Annotated in this window: 21 protein-coding genes and 2 pseudogenes; 11 read left to right on the top strand and 12 right to left on the bottom strand. The window is 62.0% G+C overall.

The window, feature by feature from the left end:
- The first annotated feature begins 365 nt into the window (after positions 1-365).
- Positions 366-1271: a LysR family transcriptional regulator gene (locus tag J1G34_RS23440; RefSeq protein WP_065893128.1), complete on the top strand. Its 906-nt coding sequence runs from the start codon at positions 366-368 to the stop codon at positions 1269-1271.
- A 1-nt stretch (position 1272) separates the two neighbouring features.
- Here the strand turns inward: J1G34_RS23440 and J1G34_RS23435 are convergent, their stop codons facing one another.
- Positions 1273-2205, bottom strand: a complete 933-nt coding sequence (locus J1G34_RS23435) for a cupin domain-containing protein (protein WP_222994696.1) — start codon at positions 2203-2205, stop codon at positions 1273-1275.
- Between the two features lie 257 nt (positions 2206-2462).
- Here J1G34_RS23435 and J1G34_RS23430 point away from each other — a divergent pair, with 257 nt between their 5' ends.
- Positions 2463-3332, top strand: a complete 870-nt coding sequence (locus J1G34_RS23430; RefSeq protein ID WP_065888139.1) for an isocitrate lyase/PEP mutase family protein — start codon at positions 2463-2465, stop codon at positions 3330-3332.
- A gap of 60 nt (positions 3333-3392) precedes the next feature.
- Here the strand turns inward: J1G34_RS23430 and J1G34_RS27735 are convergent.
- Positions 3393-3869, bottom strand: a pseudogene (locus J1G34_RS27735) (methyl-accepting chemotaxis protein); the annotation flags it as partial.
- Between the two features lie 111 nt (positions 3870-3980).
- Positions 3981-4748 (bottom strand): annotated as a pseudogene (locus J1G34_RS27730) (PAS domain-containing protein); the annotation flags it as partial.
- Positions 4749-4931: 183 nt separating this feature from the next.
- Between J1G34_RS27730 and J1G34_RS23420 the strand changes: the two are divergent.
- Entirely contained in the window at positions 4932-5312 is a 381-nt protein-coding gene (locus J1G34_RS23420) for a RidA family protein (protein WP_065893125.1), read from the top strand.
- Positions 5313-5971: 659 nt separating this feature from the next.
- Entirely contained in the window at positions 5972-7951 is a 1980-nt protein-coding gene (locus tag J1G34_RS23415; RefSeq protein ID WP_122560987.1) for a peptidase U32 family protein, read from the top strand.
- Positions 7952-8060: 109 nt separating this feature from the next.
- On the opposite strand, the gene J1G34_RS23410 is transcribed toward J1G34_RS23415, so the two are convergent.
- Complete coding sequence (locus J1G34_RS23410) at positions 8061-8960, bottom strand: DMT family transporter (protein ID WP_122582685.1); 900 nt, start codon at positions 8958-8960, stop codon at positions 8061-8063.
- 109 nt (positions 8961-9069) lie between these two features.
- Between J1G34_RS23410 and J1G34_RS23405 the strand changes: the two genes are divergently transcribed.
- Complete coding sequence (locus J1G34_RS23405; protein ID WP_057722456.1) at positions 9070-9510, top strand: Lrp/AsnC family transcriptional regulator; 441 nt, start codon at positions 9070-9072, stop codon at positions 9508-9510.
- Positions 9511-9986: 476 nt separating this feature from the next.
- Here the strand turns inward: J1G34_RS23405 and xylB are convergent, their stop codons facing one another.
- The 5 genes from xylB to J1G34_RS23380 are packed head-to-tail and all read right to left on the bottom strand — an operon-like array spanning position 9987 to position 15956.
- Positions 9987-11447, bottom strand: a complete 1461-nt coding sequence (xylB, locus tag J1G34_RS23400; RefSeq protein WP_222994695.1) for a xylulokinase — start codon at positions 11445-11447, stop codon at positions 9987-9989.
- Between the two features lie 16 nt (positions 11448-11463).
- Entirely contained in the window at positions 11464-12456 is a 993-nt protein-coding gene (locus J1G34_RS23395) for a LacI family DNA-binding transcriptional regulator (protein WP_065897418.1), read from the bottom strand.
- A gap of 25 nt (positions 12457-12481) precedes the next feature.
- Entirely contained in the window at positions 12482-13414 is a 933-nt protein-coding gene (locus J1G34_RS23390) for an ABC transporter substrate-binding protein (protein ID WP_065937285.1), read from the bottom strand.
- Positions 13415-13450: 36 nt separating this feature from the next.
- The gene (locus tag J1G34_RS23385; RefSeq protein WP_065888130.1) at positions 13451-14431 is read right to left on the bottom strand and encodes an ABC transporter permease subunit; all 981 of its coding nucleotides are present in this window, start codon (positions 14429-14431) and stop codon (positions 13451-13453) included.
- The gene (locus J1G34_RS23380; protein ID WP_065897421.1) at positions 14424-15956 is read right to left on the bottom strand and encodes a sugar ABC transporter ATP-binding protein; all 1533 of its coding nucleotides are present in this window, start codon (positions 15954-15956) and stop codon (positions 14424-14426) included. Before J1G34_RS23380 ends, J1G34_RS23385 begins: the two co-directional genes overlap by 8 nt.
- A 315-nt stretch (positions 15957-16271) precedes the next feature.
- On the opposite strand from J1G34_RS23380, the gene J1G34_RS23375 reads away from it, so the two are divergent.
- The 4 genes from J1G34_RS23375 (at position 16272) to J1G34_RS23360 (ending at position 20693) form a co-directional block, all read left to right on the top strand.
- Positions 16272-17612 carry a sensor histidine kinase gene (locus J1G34_RS23375; RefSeq protein ID WP_222994694.1) on the top strand — a complete coding sequence of 447 codons (1341 nt, stop codon included), beginning with the start codon at positions 16272-16274 and terminating at the stop codon, positions 17610-17612.
- Positions 17597-17980: a response regulator gene (locus J1G34_RS23370; protein WP_065888128.1), complete on the top strand. Its 384-nt coding sequence runs from the start codon at positions 17597-17599 to the stop codon at positions 17978-17980. Before J1G34_RS23375 ends, J1G34_RS23370 begins: the two co-directional genes overlap by 16 nt.
- Before the next feature lie 9 nt (positions 17981-17989).
- The gene (locus J1G34_RS23365; RefSeq protein WP_065893119.1) at positions 17990-19243 is read left to right on the top strand and encodes an EAL domain-containing response regulator; all 1254 of its coding nucleotides are present in this window, start codon (positions 17990-17992) and stop codon (positions 19241-19243) included.
- A gap of 103 nt (positions 19244-19346) precedes the next feature.
- Positions 19347-20693 (top strand): cation:proton antiporter, encoded by a 1347-nt coding sequence (locus tag J1G34_RS23360; protein WP_065893118.1) that lies wholly within the window; start codon positions 19347-19349, stop codon positions 20691-20693.
- A 21-nt stretch (positions 20694-20714) separates the two neighbouring features.
- Here J1G34_RS23360 and J1G34_RS27340 read toward each other — a convergent pair whose 3' ends face one another.
- The 3 genes from J1G34_RS27340 to J1G34_RS23350 all read right to left on the bottom strand — a co-directional run bounded on the left by J1G34_RS27340 (position 20715) and on the right by J1G34_RS23350 (position 21704).
- Positions 20715-20849: a hypothetical protein gene (locus J1G34_RS27340; protein ID WP_262411931.1), complete on the bottom strand. Its 135-nt coding sequence runs from the start codon at positions 20847-20849 to the stop codon at positions 20715-20717.
- Between the two features lie 11 nt (positions 20850-20860).
- Entirely contained in the window at positions 20861-21073 is a 213-nt protein-coding gene (locus J1G34_RS23355; RefSeq protein ID WP_122464121.1) for a hypothetical protein, read from the bottom strand.
- A gap of 85 nt (positions 21074-21158) precedes the next feature.
- Positions 21159-21704, bottom strand: coding sequence for a hypothetical protein (locus tag J1G34_RS23350; protein ID WP_065893129.1), 546 nt, complete (start codon positions 21702-21704; stop codon positions 21159-21161).
- A 428-nt stretch (positions 21705-22132) separates the two neighbouring features.
- Between J1G34_RS23350 and J1G34_RS23345 the strand changes: the two genes are divergently transcribed.
- A complete protein-coding gene (locus J1G34_RS23345) occupies positions 22133-23542 on the top strand; it encodes a circularly permuted type 2 ATP-grasp protein (protein WP_222994693.1) in 1410 nt (469 codons plus the stop codon).
- A 2-nt stretch (positions 23543-23544) separates the two neighbouring features.
- A complete protein-coding gene (locus J1G34_RS23340; RefSeq protein ID WP_065893115.1) occupies positions 23545-24495 on the top strand; it encodes an alpha-E domain-containing protein in 951 nt (316 codons plus the stop codon).
- The last annotated feature ends 48 nt before the right edge of the window (positions 24496-24543 follow it).

Here is a 24543-nt window from a genome sequence, read left to right as displayed (position 1 = left end):
TCAAGCCGGAGAGAGGGCACACCGAGCCTAGGCGAGGTGCCGAGTGGTGGGGCAAGAGCGTTTTGCTTACTTTTGCGCTTTTCAAAAGTGAGCCGCTGTAAAAGCGGAACCATTAGCAGCCGTGACCGAAGAAACGGATATGTACTCGGTCTGATCCAGCATCCTGGTCGGCCCTGAGGCCGTCATCGGGGGCAAGCCCCCTCCCACAGGGGATCTTCGCTGCTTTAAGCATTTCGTTCGCTTAACTGACTGGCATTAGGGCAAGCCCCCTCCCACAGGGTATCTCCACTGTCAGTTGGCTGTTGACAGCACGCGGCAAACCTCCACAACCTGCACCTCTGCCCGCCCTGCCCCTGAGGCCGACCTTGGATTATTTCGCCGCCCTGACCGCCTTCGTCGAAGCCGCCGAAGGCAACAACTTTTCCCGCGCAGCCGAACGCCTGGGCATCAAGGCCTCCACCGTTTCACGCTACGTGAAGGACCTTGAGCAGGACCTGGGCATCGCGCTGTTCAACCGCTCCACACGCACCCTGCACCTGACCGAAGGGGGCCAGACGTTCCTGATGCACGCCCGCAGGGTGCTCGATGAACTGGAACACGCCAAAGCGGCGACGTCGGCGCTGAACCAGCAGCCGCGCGGGTTATTGAAGCTCAACCTGCCGCCGGCCTTTGCCCGTCACCATATCCTTCCGGCCTTGAACGACTTTCGCCTGCGCTACCCGCAGATCGGCGTCGAGCTGGTGCTGGATAACGCCCAGGTCAACCTGATTCATACCGGCGTCGATCTGGCCATCCGCATTGGCGCGCTGGCCGATTCCACGCTGAAAGCGCGCAAACTCTGCGACGGCCACTACCGCCTGGTGGTCAGTCCGGCATTCGCCATGCAGCACCCGCCGCCCTCGACGCCGACCGATCTTGCCAGTGTGCCTGCGGTACTGGGCATACAGGCCATGAGCGATATCACCTTCGTCGCCGACAGCCGCGTAGCGTCGTTGGTGCATGGCGACTGCATCCGGATCAATGACCTGGACGCGCAATTGATCGCCGCGCGCCAGGGGTTGGGGTTCGCGCTGTTGCCGGACTGGCTGGTGGCCCGCAGCCTCAAGGCCGGCGAGTTGGTGATGTGGCTGCCGCAATGGCGCGTCCAGAGCGTCGAACAAGCGTTTGCCGTGTGGTTCGTCTACCCGCCCAAGCGCATCGTGTCGTCCAAGGTCCGCTGTTTTATCGACTTTATCGTCGAGCGCCTGGGCGAGACGCCGGACTGGCACTGACTCAACTGAAGCGAATATCCAGGGCACGCAGGTAGGTTTGCAGCCCCGCGTCCTGGATCGGAATCAGGAACGCCTCGGTGTCGGATTCGTTGAAGTGCGCATGCCAATACCCTGGCGGCGTCACGAAGGCCAGGCTAGGCGCCCAGTCGACCCGCACCGGGTTGCGAATCTGCCCGTCCGGCTCCAGCTCGGTGCCCACCAGGGAGTAGCAACCCGGCGGGCAGTCAATGATGAAATCCAGGGCTATCGACTGATGGCGGTGGGGCTTTTGCACCGACCCGGCCGGCAGGATTCCATACATCGCCCACAGCACGTGGGTCACGGTGCGTGTCTGGGGAAAGTTGCGGTTGCCCAGCAGGATGCTGATGCGACTGCGGTCCTGGGCGCGTGGATCGTCGGCGGCTTCACGCAGCTTGGCGTTGGCCAGTGCCGCCGGGTACAAGGTGGGCGTGAAGCGATCGGCGCCGGCTGTCACGCCCAGGTAACGCAACAACGGTTCATCGTGCACATAGTAGAGACGCGCATCCTGGCTGGCGCTGAACTGCGCCTCCTGCCGGCCGGGCAGCGCGATAAAGCAGCCCTTGGACCATTCAATCGTGGACTCGCCCTGAACCGTACGGCCCGCTCCGGCGATCACGTAGAACACCTGCGAAGTGGCGTTGGGCTGCAAGGTGAGCGTATCGCCGCGATTAAGCCGCATGAAGTTCGCGCACAGCCCCGGACCGGTCGCCGGGCCTTCACAACCCAGGGCGTCACTGAGGTCCAGCGGGACTACGCGCGATGGGCCGCTGTCGTACAGCGCGGCGGGAAAGCTGTGGTAGGGAATGCGCGTGATGAGATTGGCACTGATGGGATTGGCCGCCTTGCTGTACTCGAAGTACTCGGCGTCCAGTTGGTTGATGGCACTCAGGGCGGGATCCAATTCACGGTTCATCAGGCTTACCTCAGTCTTGGGCTGGTGTGCACAGCACGGTCGAGCACTGCGCCGGTGGATGAACTATAGGCATCGCGCGCCAGTGAATGAATCGCCAACGCCGCACAGCAGTTGTGCAAAACGGGGCAGTCAAACCACATCCAAACCACATCCCATGCCCGCAAACGTCATAAACCCCTGCCCGTCCCGTGGTAATCTCGCGCCACCACGAATAGACATTGATCGTCACTTGACGATGACCAAAGCCAGGAAAGAACATGCCCAAGATTTCTCACTCAGCGCTGCGCCGCAACTTTCGCGAACTGCTTGCCAAGCCAATCTGTGTCGAAACCGCCTCGGTTTTCGACCCCATGTCCGCGCGTATCGCGGCTGACCTGGGCTTTGAGGTCGGTATCCTCGGCGGCTCCGTCGCCTCCCTGCAGGTACTGGCGGCACCCGATTTCGCGTTGATTACCCTGAGTGAGTTCGTCGAGCAGGCCACCCGTATCGGCCGTGTCGCGCAGTTGCCGTTCATTGCCGATGCCGACCACGGCTACGGCAACGCCCTCAACGTGATGCGCACGGTTGAAGAACTGGAACGCGCCGGCGTTGCGGCGCTGACCATCGAAGACACCCTGTTGCCTGCGCAATTCGGGCGTAAATCCACGGATTTGATCTCCGTCGAGGAAGGCATCGGCAAGGTCAAGGCGGCCCTCGAAGCGCGTGTCGACCCTGAACTGTCGATCATTGCCCGCACCAACGCCGGCGTATTGCCCACCGAAGACGTGATCGCCCGCACCCGGGCCTATGAAAAGGCCGGTGCCGACGGGATCTGCATGGTCGGCGTCAAAGACTTCGACCACCTGGAAAAAATCGCCGAAAAGCTCACGGTACCGCTGATGCTGGTGACCTACGGCAACCCGCAGTTGCATGACAGCGAGCGCCTGGCCAGCCTGGGCGTGCGCATCGTGGTGGCCGGGCATGGCGCCTACTTTGCCGCGATCAAGGCCACTTACGACAGCCTGCGTGCGCAACGCCAGCTTACCCACAGCACCTCGAACCTCAGTGCCACGGAGTTGACCCACACCTACACATTGCCGGAAAGCTATGTGGCGTGGGCTGAAGAGTTCATGGATGTGAAAGAGTAACCACCGCGCCGGTGCTGGTCCTGGCGATCAGCATCGGGGCGCGCTTTTAATGGATCAGCATCAACCCACCCAGCCCACTGCGGCCTTGGGAATAACCTCCGACTCGTCCAGCTTGGACGCAAACATGCTCACCGCCTGCACCGCATCGCTGGTGCTGGTGCGGATCTGCAAAATCACCGATCCGGCCTGATCGGCCAGGTTCACGCCGCGCTGCGCGCCTTCCTGGGTGGCGTTCATACTGCTCACGGCATCCCGGGTTTCGGTCAGGATCATGCCGATCATCTCAGCGATTTCCGCAGTGGAGCGGCTGGTACGCCCCGCCAGTTGCCTGACCTCATCGGCCACCACCGCAAAGCCGCGCCCCTGATCACCGGCGCGTGCAGCCTCGATGGCCGCGTTAAGCGCCAACAGGTTGGTCTGGTCGGCAATCCCGCGAATGGTGTTGACGATCGCGGTGATTTGCTCGGAGCGGTCGCCCAACTGCCCTACCAGGCGCGCCGAGGCGCCGATATTATCGGCAATGCGGCGCATCTCGGTGGCAGTGTCCTGGATGACCTGAGTGCCGTGCTCGGCAAAGCGTTCGGTCTCCGACGAAATATGATAAGCCCGCGACGCTCCCCGCGAGTCCTCCTCGAACTTCTCGACGCGCTCGGTGATATCGCTGGCGAACTTGACGATCTTGATCAACTTGCCGTCACCGTCGTAGACCGGGTTGTAACTGGCCTCCAGCCACACGACCCGGCCGTGTTTGCCGAGTCGTTTGAACTGACCGGTGAAAAACTCACCGTTGTTCAAACGTCGCCAGAAATCGGCGTATTCACTGCTGCTGATCAGGCTCGGCTCGCAAAACAAACGGTGGTGCTTGCCTTTGAGTTCCGCCAGCGAATAGCCCATCACCTGCTGGAAGTTGGCATTGGCGTCCAGTACCTGGCCGCTCAAATCGAACTCGATAACTGCCATCGCCCGGTCCAGTGCAACGAGTTTGCTGCGGGTGGCGGCTTCCTGCTCGACCTTGGCGGTGACATCCAGCGCGTATTTGACCACCTTCAGCACCTGCCCGCGCTCATCCAACAGCGGGTTATAGCTGGCCTCCAGCCAAATGGTCGCGCCGCTGCTATGCATGCGTTTGAAGGTGCCGGAGACAAACTTGCCGGCGCGCAGGTCGCTCCACAACTGAGCGTAGGCCGGGCTGCCGGTGAGGGCTGGAAAGCAAAAATCGCGATGGGTCTTGCCGGCCAATTGGTCGCGGGTATAGCCCAGGGTATTCAGAAAGTTATCGTTAGCACGCAACACCTTGCCGTTGAGGTCGAACTCGACGACGGCCATGGAGCGTTCGAGTGCAGCAATCAGTCCTTTGTACTCATCGACTTCGACCGTCCTGGCCGCCAGTTCTTGTTTGAGTTTCGTGTTGAACATGATGTCGCCCTCAACGTGCAGAGAATCAGTCTCTAACACGCTATCGGCGCGGCTTTGAGCGACTTTACCCGGTACGGAATTTTCTTTTTTGACGTCAAAAAAACTGTTGGAGGCTACCGTGACCCGCAGGTCCTCAATGGGTAGACTGCGCGGCAACGTTTACGCCCTACGCGAGAGGTTTTCATGGCAAACCACGATCTGCAGTTCACCCCTGATCCGGATGCAGGGTCCATCTCATCCGACGTGATTGGTTTCAACGGCATCCTGGTGTCCACCCAGATCCCCACCCACGCCGACGGCAGCCTGGAACTGGGCGATATCACGGCGCAAAGCGAATGCACCCTGCAAGCCCTGAAAGTCGCCCTGGAAAAAGCCGGCAGCTCCATGGACCGGGTGATGCACCTGACCATCTATCTCACCGACATGGCTGACCGCGCCGCGTTCAACGACGTGTACACGCGCTTTTTCGCCAAGCCCTGGCCGGTACGAGCTGCGGTGGGCGTTGCCGAACTGGCGGTCAAAGGCATGCGGGTTGAAGTCACCGCGATGGCCGCCAAGGCCTGATACCCGGGGATACTGTTGATCGTTCCCATGCTCTGCGTGGGAATGCCGCCTGGGACGCTCCGCGTCCCGCCGACAAAATGTGGGAGGGGGCTTGCCCCCAATGGCGGCCTCTGGGCCGACCAGGATGTTGGATCAGACCGAGTACATATCCGTTTCTGCGGTCACGGCTGCTAATGGTTCCGCTTTTACAGCGGCTCACTTTTGAAAAGCGCAAAAGTAAGCAAAACGCTCTTGCCCCACCACTCGGCACCTCGCTTAGGCTCGGTGTGCCCTCTCTCCGGCTTGAATCCGTGGGCCGCCGCAATGGGCCATCCTTGGCCCAGTGCGGCTAACCCGGCGTCCTGCCGGGTTGCCCACGGATTCAAGCCTGCGTTCGGCCAGCGTGGTTTAACGGGGCGCCTAGGATCAAAAGCAGATCAAGATCAAGAGCGGCTCGCTTCGCATCGTGGTTACGGTTGGGCGCGGCTGCGTTGTGTAGATACCTATGCCCCGATGGGGGTGTTTCAGCTGAACAGTTTTCGACTGACGCACCGCTATCGGGGGCAAGCCCCCTCCCACATTGGTGACATGCTGCCCTCACAGCCCTGTGGTAGATGCCGCTCAGGCATTTCACAGCTACAATGCGCGCCTCGACCGTGACAAGCCTGACTAAAAAAACTATGTCCTTGCCCAAGCATCACCTGGAATTGCTCAGCCCTGCCCGCGACGTGGCCATCGCGCGCGAGGCTATCTTGCATGGCGCCGACGCCATTTATATCGGCGGGCCGAGCTTCGGCGCCCGTCACAATGCGTGTAACGAGGTGAGCGATATCGCTCAACTGGTGGAATTCGCCCGTCGTTACCATGCCCGCGTGTTCACCACCCTCAACACTATCCTGCATGACAACGAACTGGAGCCGGCCCGCAAGCTGATCCACCAACTCTATGACGCCGGTGTGGATGCGCTGATCGTGCAAGACCTGGGCGTGATGGAGCTGGATATTCCGCCCATCGAGCTGCACGCCAGCACCCAGACCGATATTCGCACCCTGGGCCGGGCAAAGTTTCTCGACCAGGCCGGTTTCTCGCAGTTGGTGCTGGCCCGCGAGCTGAACCTGCAAGAGATCCGCGCCATCGCCGATGAGACCGACGCCGCCATCGAGTTCTTCATCCATGGCGCCCTGTGCGTGGCGTTCTCCGGGCAGTGCAATATCTCCCACGCGCAGAACGGCCGCAGCGCCAACCGCGGCGACTGCTCCCAGGCGTGCCGCTTGCCGTACACCTTGAAAGACGATCAGGGCCGCGTCGTCGCCTTTGAAAAACACCTGCTGTCGATGAAGGACAACAACCAGAGCGCCAACCTGCGCGCGCTGGTCGAAGCCGGCGTGCGTTCGTTCAAGATCGAAGGCCGCTACAAGGACATGGGCTATGTGAAGAACATCACCGCCTACTACCGCCAGCGTCTGGACGAAATCCTCGAAGACCGCCCGGACCTGGCTCGCGCTTCCAGCGGGCGTACCGCGCACTTCTTCCTGCCCGATCCGGAAAAAACCTTCCACCGTGGCAGTACCGACTACTTTGTCAGCGACCGCAAGATCGATATCGGTGCCTTCGATACCCCAACCTTCACCGGCCTGCCGGTAGGTGTGGTGGAAAAGGCCGGCAAGCGCGACTTGCAAGTGGTCACCCACGAGCCGCTGTCCAACGGCGACGGCCTGAATGTGCTGGTCAAGCGTGAAGTGGTGGGGTTTCGCGCCAACATCGCAGAACCCAAGGGCGAATTCGAGGAAGACGGCGAGAAGCGCTATCGCTACCGCGTCGAACCCAACGAAATGCCCGCCGGCCTGCATCAACTGCGCCCGAACCACCCGCTCAACCGCAACCTGGACCATAACTGGCAACAGGCACTGCTCAAGACCTCGGCCGAGCGCCGTATCGGCCTGTCCTGGGTGGCGCGCCTGCGTGAAGCACAGTTGGACGTCACCGCCACCAGCGAAGAAGGCATCAGCGCCAGTGTCACCCTGCCCGGCCCGTTCGGCGTGGCCAACAAGCCGGAACAGGCCCTGGACACCCTGCGCGACCTGCTGGGCCAGCTCGGCACCACCGAGTACCACGCCACCCGCATCGAGCTGGATGCGCCGCAGGCGTACTTCATCCCCAACTCGCAACTCAAGGCGCTGCGTCGTGAAGTGATCGAGGCACTGACCGCCGCTCGCGTGGCCGCACACCCACGTGGCGGGCGCAAGGCCGAGACCTCGCCGCCGCCGGTGTACCCGGATGCGCACCTGTCGTTCCTGGCCAACGTCTACAACCAGAAGGCCCGCGACTTCTATCACCGTCACGGGGTGAAGCTGATCGATGCGGCCTTCGAAGCCCACGAAGAAACCGGCGAAGTGCCGGTGATGATCACCAAGCACTGCCTGCGGTTCTCGTTCAACCTGTGCCCCAAACAGGCCAAGGGTGTGACGGGCGTGAAAACCAAAGTGGCACCGATGCAGTTGATCCATGGCGACGAAGTACTGACGCTGAAGTTCGACTGCAAACCGTGCGAGATGCACGTGGTCGGCAAGATCAAGGGGCACATCCTCGGATTGCCGCAGCCGGGCAGCGCCGTGGAGCACTTCAACCCGGAAAACATCATCTTTCAGGGCACGCACTGACCCTCTGTAGGAGCGAGCCTGCTCGCGAAAAACGTAAGGACGCCGCGTGTTAAACCGATGCGCCGCGTTATCGTTAACGTTCTTCGCGAGCAAGAACTACGAGCAAGAACTAGGCGTCCCCCTCGCTCCTACCGAGGTTACGGGGCCACCACCAGCCCCGCTGCAACCCCGCCGCCGCCAGCAGAATCGCCGCCACACCCAGCCATTGCAGCCACCCAAGGCGATGCCCGAACGCGATCCAGTCGACGAAAATCGCCGCAATCGGGTAGATGAACGACAACGCGCCGGTCATTGCGGTCGGCAGCTTCTGTATCGCCCCGTACAACAACACATACATCAACCCCGTGTGCACCAGACCCAGGGTCGCCAGCGCCGCCCAGGCATTGGTCGACGCGGGCAAACTGTCCCAGGGCACCAGCGGCGCCAGCAGCACGGCACCGGTGGTCACCTGGATCAACGCCATCAAATGCGGCGGCACCGCCTTGAGCCGCTTGATGATCAGCGCGGCGACCGCGTACAAAAAAGCCGCGCCCAGGGCCAGTGCGACGCCTGCCAGATAGTCGCCGCCGCCTGGCTGCGCACCATGGGCCGTGACAATAGCCAACATGCCCAGAAACGCCACGCTCAGCCAGGTGATTTTGCGCAGGGTGATCGGCTCACCGAGAAACACCGCCGCCAGCATCACCAACATGAACGGTTGCACGTTGTACACCGCCGTACTGATAGCGATTGAAGCGCGCGAGTAGGATTCGAACAGCAGCAACCAGTTGCCCACAATGGCCACGCCACTGAGCACGGCCAGCCCGAACCTGGCCCAACTGAGCAGGTCCAGCCTCAGGTAACCGAACCAGGCGCACACCAGCAACAACGCCAGCGCACCGATAACGCAGCGCCAGAACACCACCTCGATCACCGACACGCCGGACACCAGTACAAACCAGCCGATGGTGCCGGAAATCAGCATGGCGGCGATCATTTCCCACATTCCGCGACGGACAGCGGTATCCATAATTGACGCTCCTCAAGTGAGGCTCAATTATGGCAATCTGACACATAGCCGCTCCAGCGACTAAAAAAGGCCGCAGCCTCGAATCACCTTCATTTATTAGGCAAAATCCATGATTGATACCATCGACCAGCAACTGATCGCCGCTTTGATGGATGACTCACGCCTGTCCCTCAAGGCCCTGGCCGGCATTACCGGGCTGTCTTCGCCGAGTGTCGGCGAACGCTTGCGACGCTTGGAGGAACGCGGCGTGCTGACCCACTACACCGTCGACATCGACCCCAAACACTTCGGTTACCTGCTGCAAGCCATCGTGCGCATCCGTCCCCTGCCCGGCAAGTTGCAGGAAGTGGAACGCCAGATCCAGGCGATTCCCGAATTCACTGAATGCGACAAAGTCACCGGCGAAGACTGCTTCATCGCCCGCCTGCATGTGCGCACCATGGATCAGTTGGACAGCCTGTTGGACCGAATCAACGGGTACGCCGAAACCAACACCGCCATCGTCAAGAAAACCCCGGTGAAGCGGCGGTTGCCGCCGTTGACCGACTGACCGACGGCACACCGCACAAACCTGTGGGAGGGGGCTTGCCCCCGATAGCGGAGTGTCAGTCAACACATCGGAGACTGACACACTGCCATCGGGGGCAAGCCCCCTCCCACAGTAAATTGCGGTATAGCTCCGGACCTATGGCGCTGCAGATGGCAGTCTCACAGCCGACAGCTATCTAACTGATGCGCTGCGATCCAAATGTGGGAGGGGGCTTGCTCCCGATGGCGGAGTGTCAGTCAACACATCGGAGACTGACACACTGCTATCGGGGGCAAGCCCCCTCCCACAGTAAATTGCGGTATGGCTCCTGAGCTGTGGCGCTGCAGTTGGCAGTCTCACAGCCGACAGCTATCTAATCTGATGCGCTGCGATCCAAATGTGGGAGGGGGCTTGCCCCCGATAGCGGAGTGTCAGTCAGCATATCTGAGACTGACACACTGCCATCGGGAGCAAGCCCCCTCCCACATTAGTTCTGTTTAATCCTGAAGGGCTTTCGCTGCCGCGAGCAACCCCTGGAATTTGCGATAGCGCGCCGCCAACACAGGCTGATGCCGCTCATCAGGCACATACCGCATCTTCACCGGCATACCCGCCGCCAGCAGATCCGCGCCCTGCACGATGGCCATATACCCCAATTTCGCCGCCCCAATGCACGCACTCAATTCGCTGCCGTGCAACGTAAAGACTTCCCTTTGCAGAATATTGGCCAGCAATTGCGCCCAATACTCACTGCGCGCCCCTCCGCCTACGAGCGCAAAGGACTTGACCTCGGCACCGGTCGATTGCACCGCGCGCCAGGCGTCGAGCAGGCCGAAACCCACGCCTTCCATCACCGCGTAGCCGAGCATCGCCGGCGTGCAGTCGTGGCCGAGGCCCATGAAGCCTCCGCGCAGCAAGGGGTCGTTATGGGGCGTGCGCTCACCCGCCAGGTACGGCAGGAACAACGGCGTGGACAACGGTACCCCCTGCTCGATGGGCAATTGCGCCTGCACCTGGTCCAACAGCGTTTGCTCATCCGGCAGGCCCGTCAGGCGTGTTACCCAGCGCAGGCAACTGGCACCGGCCAACATCGCGCCCATGGTGTACCAGCGCTCGGGCAGCGCGTGGCAGAAGCTGTGCACCGCACTGGCCGGGTTGCCGGCGGCGTGGTCGGTAATCGCGACAATCGCCGCGCTGGTGCCCAGGGTGATAAAGCCGTCACCGGCATTGATTGCACCGATACCCACCGCCGCCGCCGGGTTATCCCCGCCGCCACCGGCGATGACCACCTGCGGCGACAAGCCGAGCCCGACCGCCGTTACACAGGCACTCGCGCTGCCGCCCTCCACCAGCCTGGGCATTTGCGCAGGCGCTAGGCCGGTGGCGCGCAGCATCGGGGTAAACCATTCACGCTGCGCCACATTCAGCCACAGGGTGCCGGCGGCATCCGACATCTCGCTGATGCGCTCGCCACTCAGGCACAGGCGCAGGTAATCCTTGGGCGACAGCACGCAATCAATCGCGTTGAACACCTCAGGTTCATGCTGTTGCAGCCATAGGAGCTTGGGCGCGGTCAACCCGGCCATCGGCAAGCTGCCCGTGACCTCGGCATGCTCGACGCCCAGTTGCTGCGCCTGTACTACCGCGCGTGAGTCGTCCCACAGGATGGCCGGGTACAACACGCGGTTGTCATCCCCGAGCAATACCGCGCCGTGCATCTGCCCCGACAGGCCGATACAGGCCACACGGGCAAACGCCGCATGCTCGCGCAGCTGTTCCAGCGCCTGTAAACACGCGTGCCACCAGTCTTGGGGCGCCTGTTCGGACCAGCCTTCATGGCGACGCGATACGCTCAAGCGCACGCCGGCATGGGCCAGCACCCTGCCGTCGAGATCCATGAGGATGGCCTTGAGTTCAGAGGTGCCAAGATCAATACCGAGGGAAACAGGACCGTTCATACGTGGGTTATTCCAATCAATCACAGCCGCAGGAATTACGTAATTGCAGGGTCGGCGCCAGTCGTACGCTCTGGGGCGGCGAGCTGGGAGAAGCCATGCGTTGCAGCAATAAGTCCACCGCACGTGCGCCGAGGGCCTGCACCGGCTGTGCGATCAGGCTCAGGCGCGGCAGGAAAAAATCCGCCCATTCGAAATCATCGAACCCGACCAGGGCCATTTGCTCCGGCACATCGATGTGGGCGTCACGCAGAGCCTGCATGGCGCCCAGGGTCATCAGGTTGTTGCCGGCCATGATGGCGGTCGGCGGCGCGGCCAGGCTCAGCAACTGCACGGTGGCCTGGCGTGCCGGCTCGGTGTTGGAGCCGCCATTGACCAGCAACTGCGGATCAAACACCAGCCCCGCCGCCTGCAACGCAGCTTTGTACCCGGCCACACGCTCATCCGTGGTACTGAACCCGGCACGCCCAGCAATGAAAGCAATACGGCGATGCCCATGGGCAATCAGGTGTTCAATAAGGGCCTGGGTCGGCTGCGCATTCTCCACCCCGACCTGATCGAACTGCTCACTCATCATGCGATCCACCAGCACCGCGGGAATTGCATTGGCGCGTAGGTAATCCAGGGCCAGCGAGCCGTTCGACGGCGCCAGCACAATGCCGTCGACCCGCCGCTGATGCAGCGCGGTGACGACCCGCAATTCCTGCTCCGGGTCGTCGTGGGTGTCGACGAACAGCATCATGTAGCCGTGCCTGGCACACGCGGTTTCAATCGCGTGCACGGTCTCGCTGAAGTAATGGTTAGACAGCGCCGAGATCGCCACGCCAATCGTATTGGTGCTCGACCGCGCCAGTGAACGCGCCAGGGTGTTGGGCGCGTAGCCCAGCACCTGGATCGCTTGTTGCACCGCCTGCACCGTGGCCGGGCTGACCTTGCGCGTACCGTTGAGCACATGGGACACCGTCGATGTCGACACCCCGGCCCTGCGTGCCACGTCATCCATGGTGACCATGGCGCTATCCCCTCGGGTCAAGACTTCAGTGTTTGCTCGACCAGCCGCTGTAGCTGCCCACGTTGTCGCGGGTGATCAGCTTGGGCGTGAGCAAGGTCACCGCTTGCGAGGGAGCTTTGTCGTTGAGCAGGTCATTGCCCACGTCCACGGCGGTCTGGGCCATGGCCCACGGGTCCTGGCTGGCGGAGGCCTGGATCTGGGTGTCGGTCTTCAGCGCGTTTTCGATATCCGGCGCGCCGTCCACCGAGGTGATAATGATGCCGCTGCGCTTGAGTTGCTTGGCCGCCAGGTCGCTGCCAATGGCTTGCGGGTCGTTGATCGCGAACAGCCCGTCGATTTTCGGGAAGCGCGTAAGGTAACCCTGCATCGCGTTCAGGCCGCCTTCGCGCGAGCCCTTGGCGTCCTGGTCGTCGGACAGCAGCTTGATATCCGGCGCGGTGGCCAGCGCGGCCTTGCAGCCTTTGACGCGGTCGGTCACGGCGGTCACTTGCGGGCCGTTCTGGATAATCACATTGCCTTTGCCCGAGAGTTTATCCACCAGGTATTGGCAGGCCAGCTTGCCGGCTTCGACGTTGTCGGTCTGCACCGTGGCGTTCACGCCCTTGGCATCCACATCCACCGCCACCACGACAATCCCGGCATCCCGCGCTTTCTTGATCGCCGAGGCCATGGCGGACGGGTCGACGGCATTGATCAGGATCAGGTCGACCTTGGAGGAAATAAAGTTGTCGATCTGCGAAAACTGCTTGCTCAAGTCATAGTCGGCCGACACCGAAGTGACCTTGACGTTGGGGTTCAACGCCTTGGCCCGCGCCGTGGCGCCATCGGCCAGCGTGACGAAATACGGGTTGCCCAGCGAACCCATGCTGATGCCCAGGGCCTTGAGTTCACGGGCTTGCACGGCCTGGGACATCAGGGCAGCCAAGGCAATCAGCGGGAAAATACGTTTGACGTTCATGCGGGTCTCTCTCTTGTGATTGTTGTATGAGCCAACTCAGGTACGCGCGCCGGACTGGCGATAGCGATCCAGCGCCACCGCGCCGATGATCACGATGCCCTTGATGATGTACTGCCAGATATCCGACACCCCCAGCAGCACCAGGCCATTGGTGAGCACCGCAATGATCAGCGCACCGATCAGGGTGCCGCCGATGGTGCCGACGCCGCCGGTAAAGCTGGTGCCACCGAGAATCACGGCGGCAATCGCATCCAGTTCATAGGACTGCCCCAGTTGCAGGCCGTTGGCGGCGAACAGGCGCGAGGCGCTCATCACCGCGCCGAGCCCGGCCAGCGCGCCGGACATGGCGTAGACGAACAACAGCACCTTCCACACCTTGATCCCCGACAGTCGCGCCGCTTCCGGGTTGCCACCCACCGAATAGATCTGCACGCCCATCACCGTGCGACGCAGGATGAACCACGACAGCGCCACCACCGCCACGGCAATCACCACCAGCCAGGGCACACCGAGGATGGAGTCATTGCCGATGAAAGCAAACGGCAAGTCGGGGTTGAACACGGTCTTGTCGTCGGCCAAAAGCCTTGCCAGGCCACGCATGGCGGTGAGCGCGCCGAGGGTGACGATGAACGGCGGCAACCGCATGAAAGCGATCAACCCGCCGTTGACCAAGCCCAGCAACAGGCCAAAGCCAATCCCGGCGGCGATGCCGAACATGCCGAACTGCGGCGACATCGACGCCTGCAATGCCACCACCGCCGACGCCGCCAGGATCGCGCCCACCGACAGGTCGATGCCCGCCGTGAGAATCACGAAGGTCATGCCGGCCGCCAGCACCACATTCACCGAGGCCTGCTGGGTGATGATCGACAGGTTCTGCAGGGTCATGAAGTTCTCGCTGGCCAGGGCGAAGCCCACCAGCAGCAACACCAGCACCGGCAACATGCCCACCGTGCGCATCAGCTCACGCACGCGTTCCGCCTTGCCCACGGTTGTTGCGCTATTGAATTCAGCCATTGGCAGCCACCTGATCGCCACCGGTGGCGAGGTCGATAATACGTTCCTGGGAGATGACGTGACCGGAGGCCCCGCCGACTTCAGCCACCAACTGGCCTTCGCGCATGATCAGCACACGGTCGCAGGTGCCGATGATTTCCGGCAGTTCGCTGGAGATCACCACAATGCCGACACCCGCCTGGGCCAATTGATTGATGATGCGGTAAATCTCGGATTTGGAGCCGATGTCCACGCCACGGGTGGGCTCATCCAGAATCAGTACATGGGGCTTGACCTCCAGCAGCCGCGCGAGCAACACCTTCTGCTGGTTGCCGCCGGACAGCGCGCCCACAGTGACCTTGCCCGAGGCCACGCGAATCGACAGCGACTTGATCGCGTCATTGGCGCGCTGTGCGCCATGGGCGCGATCGAGCACGCCACCGGCCCGCGCATCCGGCACGCAGGCGCACACATTGATGTTGTCGGCCACGCTCATGTCCAGGAACAGGCCCTGGGCCTTGCGGTCTTCGGTGAGGTACACCACGCCGGCACCAATGGCGTCTGCCGGGGTGCGCAGGTGCGTCACCGTCTTGCCCACCACTTCCAGGGTGCCGCTGGTGCGCGGGTCGGCGCCGAAGATCAGCCGCGCCAGCTCCGTGCGCCCTGCCCCCACCAGCCCGGCAATGCCCAGCACTTCACCGGCATGCAGATCGAAACTGCAGTGGCGCACGCGCTTGCCATCGGCCATGTCGCGCACGCGCATCACTACGTTGCCGGGGTTATAGGCAGCGTGTTCCTTCTTGTAGAAGCCGGACAGGTCGCGACCCACCATCATTTTCACCAGCACGTCGGCCGACAGCGCCGCGCGGGTCAACTCGCCGATGTATTGGCCGTCGCGAAGCACCGAGACGCGGTCCGACAGCTCGTAGATTTCGGCCATGCGATGGCTGATGTAGATGATTGCCAGGCCCTGGCTGCGCAGTTGTTTGATCAGCGCGAACAGACGGTCGGTTTCACGGGACGACAACGGCGTGGTCGGTTCGTCCATCACCAGGATCCTGGCGTGGGCATGCAGGGCGCGGGCGATTTCGACCAACTGGCGCTCGGCAATCGACAGGCTGCTGACCTGGGTGGCGCCGGTGAATTCGGCGCCCAGGCGTTGCAGCACCTCCACGCAACCGGCCTGCATGCCCTTGCGGTCGATGGTCCAGCCTCGGCGCAGTTCGCGGCCCAGGTAGATATTCTCGGCCACGCTCAGGTTCGGGCACAGGCTCAGTTCCTGGTAGATCACGGCGATGCCCAGGGCCTTGGCGGTAGCGGGAGTGAAGCTGGCGACGGGTTGGCCGTCGATGCGGATAACGCCGCCGGGATCGGCTTGGTAGGCGCCGGAGAGGATTTTCATCAGCGTGGACTTGCCGGCGCCGTTCTCCCCCATCAAGGCGTGAATTTCGCCGGGGTAGACCTTCAGGCCGACACTTTTGAGCACGCGCAAACCGTTGAAGGTTTTGCTGATGCCCTGCATCTCAAGCAAGGGTTCAAGGCTCATGGATGAGCTCCTGGATTTATTGTTTTTGTTGTCGAGTGCTGCCGACTCTAGTTTAGATACATTTGCTTACGCAAGCGCTTGCGTTGCCAATTATCCGTAAGGTGAAACGTTTCATCAGCGAAGAAACACGTAAATCATTGAAATGCGGACGCTATTGCGTCAAAAGGCCGGCCTCGGCCATCAAAACGCCACAATCTCTGCTATTGTCCAACAAACTCATGTCCTCATCGTCGCGTTCGCGCGGTCTTCTGTGAACATGTTCTGCGCCATCGCCCTGTGCCGATGGCAGGCCTGACGTTCACGGATTACCTGGCAATGGACACCCCCCTACCCGACCCGCCCCAATCACGCGCCGAAAAAATCGTCGAGTTCAAGCGCCAGAAAACCTTGCTCAAGACCGGCGCGCTGCAGGATGCGATCTTCAACAGCGCCTATTTCTCCAGCATCGCCACTGACGAAAAGGGCGTGATCCAGATCTTCAACGTCGGCGCCGAACGCATGCTCGGTTACGCCGCCGCCGATGTGCTCAACCGCATCACCCCCGCCGACATCTCCGACCCAGCCGAACTGATTACCCGCGCCGCCGCTCTGAGCCTGGAACTCGATACGCCGATCACGCCGGGGTTCGAAGCCCTGGTCTTCAAGGCCTCCCGCGGCATCGAAGACATCTACGAGCTGACCTACATCCGCAAGGACGGCAGTCGCTTGTCGGCCATGGTCTCGGTAACGGCCCTGCGCAATCGGCATGACACGATCATCGGTTACCTGCTGATCGGCACCGATAACACCGCGCGCAAGCAGGAAGAGGCCGAGCGCAAAGGCTTCGAACGTGCCCTGGAAGAAAAGAACCTGGAGTTGGAGCATGCCAACCACATGAAGTCGGAATTTCTCGCCACCATGTCCCATGAACTGCGCACACCGCTGAACGCGGTGATCGGTTTTTCCGAGGCGCTCAAGGACGGGCTGGTGGGCGACATGAGCGAGATCCAGCGCGAATACATCGGCGATATCTTCACCAGCGGCCAGCATCTGCTGGCGTTGATCAACGACATCCTCGACCTGTCCAAGGTCGAGGCCGGGATGATGGACCTCGAACTGGAACCCGTGGAACTGGCCGGCCTGTTGGCCAACAGCCTGTTGATCGTGCGTGAAAAGGCCGCCCTGCAGCGCATCCAGTTGACGCTGGACAACCCGCAGGATTTTGGCTGGCTGCAACTGGACCTGCGCAAGACCAAGCAGATCGTCTACAACCTGCTGGCCAATGCGGTGAAGTTCAGTGAGCACGGCAGCACCGTGACCCTGGTGGTGCGTGAAGTCGGGCGTGACCAGGTCGGCCGGGTCCCCGGCGATTGGCCGGTGCAGGGTTTTGCCCTGCCGCCCGGCAGTCACCCGGCATTCCTCGAGCTGAGCGTGAGCGACACCGGTATCGGCATCGCCCCGGATGACATGGGCAAGTTGTTCAAGGCCTTCAGCCAGATCGACAGCAGCCTGGCGCGCAAATTCGAAGGCACCGGCCTGGGGCTGGCGATGGTCAAGCAGTTGACCGAACTGCACGGCGGCAGCGTGGCCGTGGCCAGCCGCGAAGGCCTGGGCGCGCGTTTCGTGGCGTGGCTGCCGCTGCACCGCATTCCGGAGGCCGCATGGCCGATATCCTGATCATCGAAGACAACGAAGCGAATATGCGCCTGGCGCGCCTGCTGCTGGTCAGCGCCGGGCACAACGTGCAGTGGGCGGCGGATGCCGAAAGCGGGCTGACCCTGGCCCGCGTACAACAACCGGCGCTGATCCTGATGGACATCCAGTTGCCAGGCATGGACGGCCTGGCCGCGACCCGCTTGCTCAAGCAAGACCCGCTCACCGCGCATATCCCGGTGATCGCCCTCACCGCCATGGCCATGAAGGAAGATCGGGAAAAAACCCGCCTGGCCGGTTGCGACGCCTACGTCACCAAGCCCCTGCGCTACAAGGAGCTGTACCAGGTGATCGACACCCTGCTGAACCCGACCATCACACCTCCCGCATGAGTTCTCTCCATGGCCAGCTCACCCGCAACCCTGTTGATCGTTGACGATGAACCCCAGGTCCGCAAACTCCTGGAAACCCTGCTGCAGCATGAGGGTTACCAGACCCTGAGCGCGAGCAACGGCGAAGAAGCCTTGCAGTTGGTGGCGCAGCAGCCGCCCGACCTGATCCTGCTGGACATCATGATGCCCGGCATGGACGGCTACGAAGTGGCCACCCAGCTCAAGGCCAACCCCGTCACGGCGAACATCCCGATCATCATGCTCTCGGCCTTGAGCGAATCCAGCGCGCGGGTCAGCGGCCTGGAAACCGGCGCCGAGGAGTTCATCAGCAAGCCGGTCGAACGCGTCGAACTGTGGCTGCGGGTGCGCAACCTGCTGCGGCTCAAGGCCCATGGCGATGAGCTCAAGCAACACAGCCTGAGGCTGGAGCAGCAATTGCAACAACGCGGCAGCGATCACACCCAGATGAACGTGCACGACCTGGCCCGGCAAGACCTGGAGAACGACCTGCGCGAGGCGGTCGAACAACACGCGTTTGCCCTGCACTACCAGCCCAAGGTCGAACTGGCCAACGGCGAAGTCTGCGGCCTGGAAGTCTTGCTGCGCTGGGATCGGCCAGGGTATGGCGCGGTATCGCCGGCGGTGTTCGTGCCGATCCTGGAAAACCTCGGCCTGATCGTGCCCGTGGGACGCTGCGTAATTGAGAGCGTGTGCCGACAGATCGCCGCCTGGCAATTGAACGGCCTCGGTGCGATTGAAGTGTCGGTCAACGTCTCGGGGCATCAGTTGATCGAGGGCGACCTGATTGCCGACATCGAGCACATCCTGGTCGAAACCGGCGTTGACGCCCACTGGCTGGAGGTGGAACTCACCGAAGGCTCGCTGATGGAAAACACTGAACACACTATCGCCGCCCTGCAACGCCTGCGCGCCATGGGCGTGAAGATCGCCATCGACGATTTCGGCACCGGTTATTCGAGCCTGGCGTACCTGCGTCGCTTCCCCATCGACACGTTGAAGATCGACATCGCATTTATCCGCGAAGTCACCACCAACCCGCAGGATGCGGCGATTACCCGCACGATCATCGAACTGGCTCACAGCTTGAAGCTGCGCGTCGTCGCCGAAGGGGTGGAAACCCAGGCGCAGCTGGCCTTCCTGAAAGAAGCCGGCTGCGATCAGATCCAGGGCTATCTGTTCAGCCGACCATTGCCGGTGGAGACGCTGGAGCGCTTGTTGCAGGATCGGATCAAATCAGCGTGAAACCGTGGCCGGCGTGAGTGGCAACGCGATGCAATCACATTGAACCTGCACCCTGCCGCGGCCCTCAAAACCTGCACAAACCACGGCCCCCGGTGCTCGTTCGATGACATTTATTCTATGGTTGGCCGTACTGGGCGCCGTATTGCTGACCCTCGCCCTCACGTCCTCCTACCTGCGCTGGATGCCGGTGACCACCTCGGCGGTGTGCCTGCTGTTGGGCGTCGCCATCGGCCCGCTGGGTGTGGACCTGCTGGACCTGGACATCAAGGGCTCAGCCCGCTGGATGGAGCACCTGACTGAAGTCGCGGTGCTGTTTTCGCTGTTCGTCAGCGGCTTGAAACTGCGCCTGCCGCTCAGGCACCGCACTTGGCGCATCGCCTTTGGCATGGCCGGGCCGGTGATGCTGCTGACCATCTTCGGCGCCTGCCTGGCGCTGCATTACCTGTTCCAGCTGTCGTGGGGCGTGTCGCTGTTGGTGGGCGCGATGCTGGCGCCCACCGACCCGGTACTGGCCGGCCTGGTTCAGGTCAATAATGCCCAGGACTACGACCCCCTGCGTTTCGGCCTGTCCGGCGAAGCCGGCTTGAACGACGGCACCGCGTTTCCCTTTGTGATCTTCGGCCTGCTGTTCATGCAGCATGGCGGTTTCGATGGCGACTGGTTCGGTGGCTGGGTGCTGAAAAACCTGCTGTGGGCAGTGCCGGCCGGGCTGTTGACGGGTTACTGGATGGGGCGTGGTATCGGTCGTTTGACCTTGCGCCTGCGCCTGATCAATGCCGACAGCACCTTGTCACCCAATGACTACCTGACCCTGGCGCTGATCGCCCTGGCCTATGTCAGCGCTGAAGCCATCGGTGGTTATGGCTTCCTGTCGGTATTCGCGGCGGGCCTGGGGCTGCGCCAGGCGGAGTTCAAGTCCACCGGTTACGCCCAGACACCCGCCGAGCATCTGGCGCAACCGGTGGTCGGTCACCTGGAGATCGAGCCTGAACGGGCCCTGCATGGCGATGTGAGTCAATTGCAGGATACGCAAATCGCGGCCGGCGTAATGATGGGCGACATGCTCGCCTTCGGCAGCCTGGTGGAGCGTTCCATGGAAGTGTTCCTGGTGACCGTGCTGGGCATCGTGCTGGTCAGCCATTGGGATTGGCGCGCACTGGCGCTGGCCGCGCTGCTGTTTTGCGTAATTCGCCCGCTCAGCGTGTTCGCCATGCCGTGGGGCAGCCTGATGGACCGTCGCCAACGTAGCTTGGTCAGTTGGTTCGGCATTCGCGGAATCGGCAGCATCTACTATCTGTTCTATGCCCTCAACCACGGGCTGATCGGCACCAGCAGCGCCGTGGCGGTGAACCTCACGCTTTCGGTGATTGCGTTGAGCATCATGGTGCATGGCTTGAGCACCCAGCCGATGCTGGTGTGGTACGAACGGCGCACCGCGCAGAAACAGTGAAACCTGGGGCGCGCCGCCGGATCAGTGCTGATCTTCGCTATTGCCGACGTCCGCCGCTTCATCCAGATCGTTGAGCGGCACCTCGGCATCGTCCATCAATGAGCCCGGGTCTTCATTGCCCGGATCGTTGAGTTCTTCGTCCAGTTCTTTTGACATGACTGTCTCCTCTAACCGCCCTGCGTATCGATATCGGCATCGGTTTCAGGCTTGTGCTCAGGCTCAGGCTTGAAGTCCGGACTGTAGTCGTTTTCCTGGGCGTCCGGGTCGCTGGCCGGCGTCGGGTCCTTGGGTGCATCGGCGGCGGTGCCGGGGGCCGGCTTGCCGGCGTCGATCGCCGGGTCGTTGCGGTCAGTGGTCTGGGGATCGTGATCTGTGGTCATGGCGCACCTCATTGCAGGCTTGCGGGGAATCTGTACCCCGTAAAGCTAAGGCGCTGGGTTAACGGGTGAAGTTCCGTCCGATTGCTCAGCGCAATGGGTTGTCGACCTGGATGTAAAAGGCATAAATGCCCAACACCAGCCAGAACCCCATGAACAACCACGGCGCGCGCATGGAGAACAGCAGGGACTTGCGATAGCCCTTGTGGGTGGACTCCATTTCGGAAAACAGCGGCGACTCGTCATAGGCCAGGCCCATCACCGGCTCACTGCGCAGCAACTCGCTTTGCTTGTAGTGCCAGTGATCGATGATCTCGTACGCGGCGCGGATGCCGGGCCAGGCGTTGAGTGAGCTGAGAATGCCCAGGGCGGCGAGAATCGCCGGCACCACCAGGGTGAACAACTTGCCCCACTCCGGGTTCAGATTGCCCATGCCGGAGACGAAGGCAATCACCAGGAATGACTGGGCGGTGAGGTAGGCGTCGGTGCGGTTGGCCAGGATGCTGGTTTCGTACTGGATCTCGCGACGATAGAAGTCGAGACGGTCCTTGGGCGAACCGAAGATCTTGGCGTTGTGCTCGCTGTGGTCGGTCAACGCCGCTTCCGGGGTGTTGGGCGAAATGATTCTGGGCACGATGCGGCTCCATCCGGTTTCAAGGCTCATTAGAAGAAGCGGACCTGGGTGAAGTTCAAGTTCGTCGCGCACCAAATCAGAGCACCCCCCGACCCCCGTAGGAGCGAGCTTGCTCGCGAAGATCTTCAACGATGACGCGCCAGTCTGCTTGAACCCATTGCCCGTGCGTTCTTCGCGAGCGAGCTCGCTCCTACAGAGGATTTACCGGTAGTGACTGCCGTTTCCGGCACAAGCCTTGCTTAATCCATTCATCCGCCGGTAAACAGGAGCATTCGTTACCCCCCGACCCAGAGCCGACTCCATAAGAAAGTAAGGACCAGGCCTGTTGGCACCCTTAGCCACAGGCTCATAAGAAAAGCGTTTTTAGCGGCAGTGCCACCCAAGCAAGCTGCCAACCAAGCAAGGCTGGGCACTGACAAGGTACTGGAATGGCTCGATCTTTCTTCGATGAAATGAATGATGCAGACGGCGCCTGCCGTGCGCATTATCAGGATTTCTCCCGCTGGCTGGCCAATACGCCGCCGGAACTGCTGGCCCAGCGTCGCCGTGAAGCGGATTTGCTGTTCCACCGCGCCGGGATCACCTTCACCCTGTACGGCGACGAGCAAGACACCGAGCGCCTGATCCCCTTCGACATCATCCCGCGCAGCATTCCCGCCAGCGAATGGAGCGTGATCGAGCGCGGCTGTATCCAGCGGGTCACCGCGTTGAACATGTTTCTCGCCGATATCTACCACGGCCAGCGCATCATCAAGGCCGGCATCATCCCGGCAGACCAGGTGCTGGGCAATGAGGGCTATCAGAAGTCAATGGTCGGGCTGGACCTGCACCGCGACATTTACTCGCACATCTCCGGCGTCGACCTGGTACGCGACGGCGACGGCACCTACTACGTACTCGAAGACAACCTGCGCACCCCCAGCGGCGTCAGCTACATGCTCGAAGACCGCAAGATGATGATGCGCCTGTTCCCGGAAGTGTTCGCCAGGCAGCGCATCGCGCCGGTGGACCACTACCCCAACCTGCTGCTCAAGACCCTGAAAAGCGCCAGCCGCCTGGACAACCCCAACGTGGTGGTCCTCACCCCAGGGCGCTTCAACAGCGCCTTCTTCGAGCATGCCTTCCTGGCTCGGGAAATGGGCGTGGAGCTGGTGGAAGGCGCCGACCTGTTCGTGCACGAACTCAAGGTATTCATGCGCACCACCGACGGCCCCAAGGCGGTTGATGTGATCTACCGGCGCATCGATGACGCCTTCCTCGACCCGCAGGCGTTCAACCCCGACTCGATGCTCGGCGTGCCCGGCCTGGTGGCCGCCTATTGCGCGGGCAACGTGGTACTGGCCAACGCCATCGGCACCGGCGTGGCCGACGACAAGTCGATCTACCCCTATGTGCCGGCCATGATCCGTTTTTACCTGGATGAAGAACCCATCCTGCAGAACGTCCCGACCTTCCAGTGCCGCAAGCCGGATGAACTGTCCCATGTGCTGGCCAACCTTGCGCAACTGGTGGTCAAGGAAACCCAGGGCTCGGGCGGCTACGGCATGCTGGTGGGCCCGGCGTCCAGCGCTGCCGAGATCGAGGACTTTCGCCAGCGCATCAAGTCGCGTCCCCATGCCTATATCGCGCAACCGACCCTGAGCCTGTCCACCTGCCCGACCTTCGTCGAAAACGGCATCGCGCCGCGGCATATCGACCTGCGCCCGTTCGTGCTCTCGGGCAAGGAAACCCGCCTGGTGCCCGGCGGCCTGACCCGTGTAGCGCTCAAGGAAGGCTCGCTGATCGTCAACTCGTCGCAAGGCGGCGGAACCAAGGACACCTGGGTGGTGGAGGGCTGAGTATGTTGAGTAGAACCGCCGCAGATCTGTATTGGATGTCCCGCTATCTTGAGCGCGCCGAGAACCTGGCGCGCATGCTGGAAGTCAGTTATTCGCTGTCGTTGATGCCCCAGGCCGGGCGCAGCGATGGGCTCGATGAACTGGCGATGTCGCTGCTCAGCAGCGGCACGTTGGACAGTTACCTTGAGCGCCATCAGCAACTGGACGCCGGGCGCATGCTGCACTTTTTCGCCCTGGATGAAGAAAACCCGGCCAGTATCTACAACTGCCTGCGCGCTGCCAGGGGCAATGCCCATGCCGTGCGCGGACGCATCACCGCCGACATGTGGGAAAACCTCAACGCCACCTGGCTGGAAATGCGCAGCATCGCCGCCGGCGGCCTGGCGCGGCATGGCATCAGCCATTTCTGTGACTGGGTCAAGCAACGCTCGCACCTGTTTCGCGGCGCAACCTCCGGCACCATCATGCGCAATGACGCCTACCGATTCATTCGCCTGGGCACCTTCGTCGAACGTGCGGACAACACCCTGCGCCTGCTGGATGCGCGCTATGAGATGTTTGGTGAAGAGTCCGAAGAAGTCAGCGACGTGTCGGCACGCGGCTATTACCAGTGGAGCGCCCTGTTGCGCGCGCTGTCCTCGTTCGAAGCCTATACCGAGCTGTACCCGAATGCCTTGAACGCCCGTTCGGTGTCCGAGCTGCTGCTGTTGCGCAGCGACGTGCCGCGTTCACTGCATGCGTGCATCGAGGAACTGAGCCACATCCTCGCCGACCTGCCCGGCAGTTACGGCCGCACGGCGCAGCGCCTGGCCGCCGAATTCGAGGCACGCCTGCGGTACACCGGGATCGATGAGATTCTGGAAGACGGGCTGCACACCCGGCTGACCGACTTTATCGACACCGTGCGCGAACTGGCACGGGCGATACAAAGCTCCTACCTGGAAGTGGTCTGACACTCAACCCAGTACCGCCGTCTGTAGGAGCGAGCTTGCTCGCGAAAA

This window comes from Pseudomonas sp. Wu6 (assembly GCF_019891515.1).
Classification (GTDB): Bacteria; Pseudomonadota; Gammaproteobacteria; order Pseudomonadales; family Pseudomonadaceae; genus Aquipseudomonas; species Aquipseudomonas orientalis_A.
Note: the sequence above shows the minus strand (reverse complement) of the source record. Positions and strands in the feature narration are given on the sequence as shown.

Coding starts and splice junctions, on each gene's coding strand:
- J1G34_RS27340 (WP_262411931.1), bottom strand. CDS start 20,849: ATGTCAAAAGAACTGGACGAAGAACTCAACGATCCGGGCAATGAAGAC.
- J1G34_RS23435 (WP_222994696.1), bottom strand. CDS start 2,205: ATGAACCGTGAATTGGATCCCGCCCTGAGTGCCATCAACCAACTGGAC.
- J1G34_RS23385 (WP_065888130.1), bottom strand. CDS start 14,431: ATGGCTGAATTCAATAGCGCAACAACCGTGGGCAAGGCGGAACGCGTG.
- J1G34_RS23405 (WP_057722456.1), top strand. CDS start 9,070: ATGATTGATACCATCGACCAGCAACTGATCGCCGCTTTGATGGATGAC.
- J1G34_RS23420 (WP_065893125.1), top strand. CDS start 4,932: ATGGCAAACCACGATCTGCAGTTCACCCCTGATCCGGATGCAGGGTCC.
- J1G34_RS23430 (WP_065888139.1), top strand. CDS start 2,463: ATGCCCAAGATTTCTCACTCAGCGCTGCGCCGCAACTTTCGCGAACTG.
- J1G34_RS23380 (WP_065897421.1), bottom strand. CDS start 15,956: ATGAGCCTTGAACCCTTGCTTGAGATGCAGGGCATCAGCAAAACCTTC.
- J1G34_RS23370 (WP_065888128.1), top strand. CDS start 17,597: ATGGCCGATATCCTGATCATCGAAGACAACGAAGCGAATATGCGCCTG.
- J1G34_RS23390 (WP_065937285.1), bottom strand. CDS start 13,414: ATGAACGTCAAACGTATTTTCCCGCTGATTGCCTTGGCTGCCCTGATG.
- xylB (WP_222994695.1), bottom strand. CDS start 11,447: ATGAACGGTCCTGTTTCCCTCGGTATTGATCTTGGCACCTCTGAACTC.
- J1G34_RS23345 (WP_222994693.1), top strand. CDS start 22,133: ATGGCTCGATCTTTCTTCGATGAAATGAATGATGCAGACGGCGCCTGC.
- J1G34_RS23355 (WP_122464121.1), bottom strand. CDS start 21,073: ATGACCACAGATCACGATCCCCAGACCACTGACCGCAACGACCCGGCG.
- J1G34_RS23365 (WP_065893119.1), top strand. CDS start 17,990: ATGGCCAGCTCACCCGCAACCCTGTTGATCGTTGACGATGAACCCCAG.
- J1G34_RS23340 (WP_065893115.1), top strand. CDS start 23,545: ATGTTGAGTAGAACCGCCGCAGATCTGTATTGGATGTCCCGCTATCTT.
- J1G34_RS23410 (WP_122582685.1), bottom strand. CDS start 8,960: ATGGATACCGCTGTCCGTCGCGGAATGTGGGAAATGATCGCCGCCATG.
- J1G34_RS23415 (WP_122560987.1), top strand. CDS start 5,972: ATGTCCTTGCCCAAGCATCACCTGGAATTGCTCAGCCCTGCCCGCGAC.
- J1G34_RS23375 (WP_222994694.1), top strand. CDS start 16,272: ATGGACACCCCCCTACCCGACCCGCCCCAATCACGCGCCGAAAAAATC.
- J1G34_RS23360 (WP_065893118.1), top strand. CDS start 19,347: ATGACATTTATTCTATGGTTGGCCGTACTGGGCGCCGTATTGCTGACC.
- J1G34_RS23395 (WP_065897418.1), bottom strand. CDS start 12,456: ATGGTCACCATGGATGACGTGGCACGCAGGGCCGGGGTGTCGACATCG.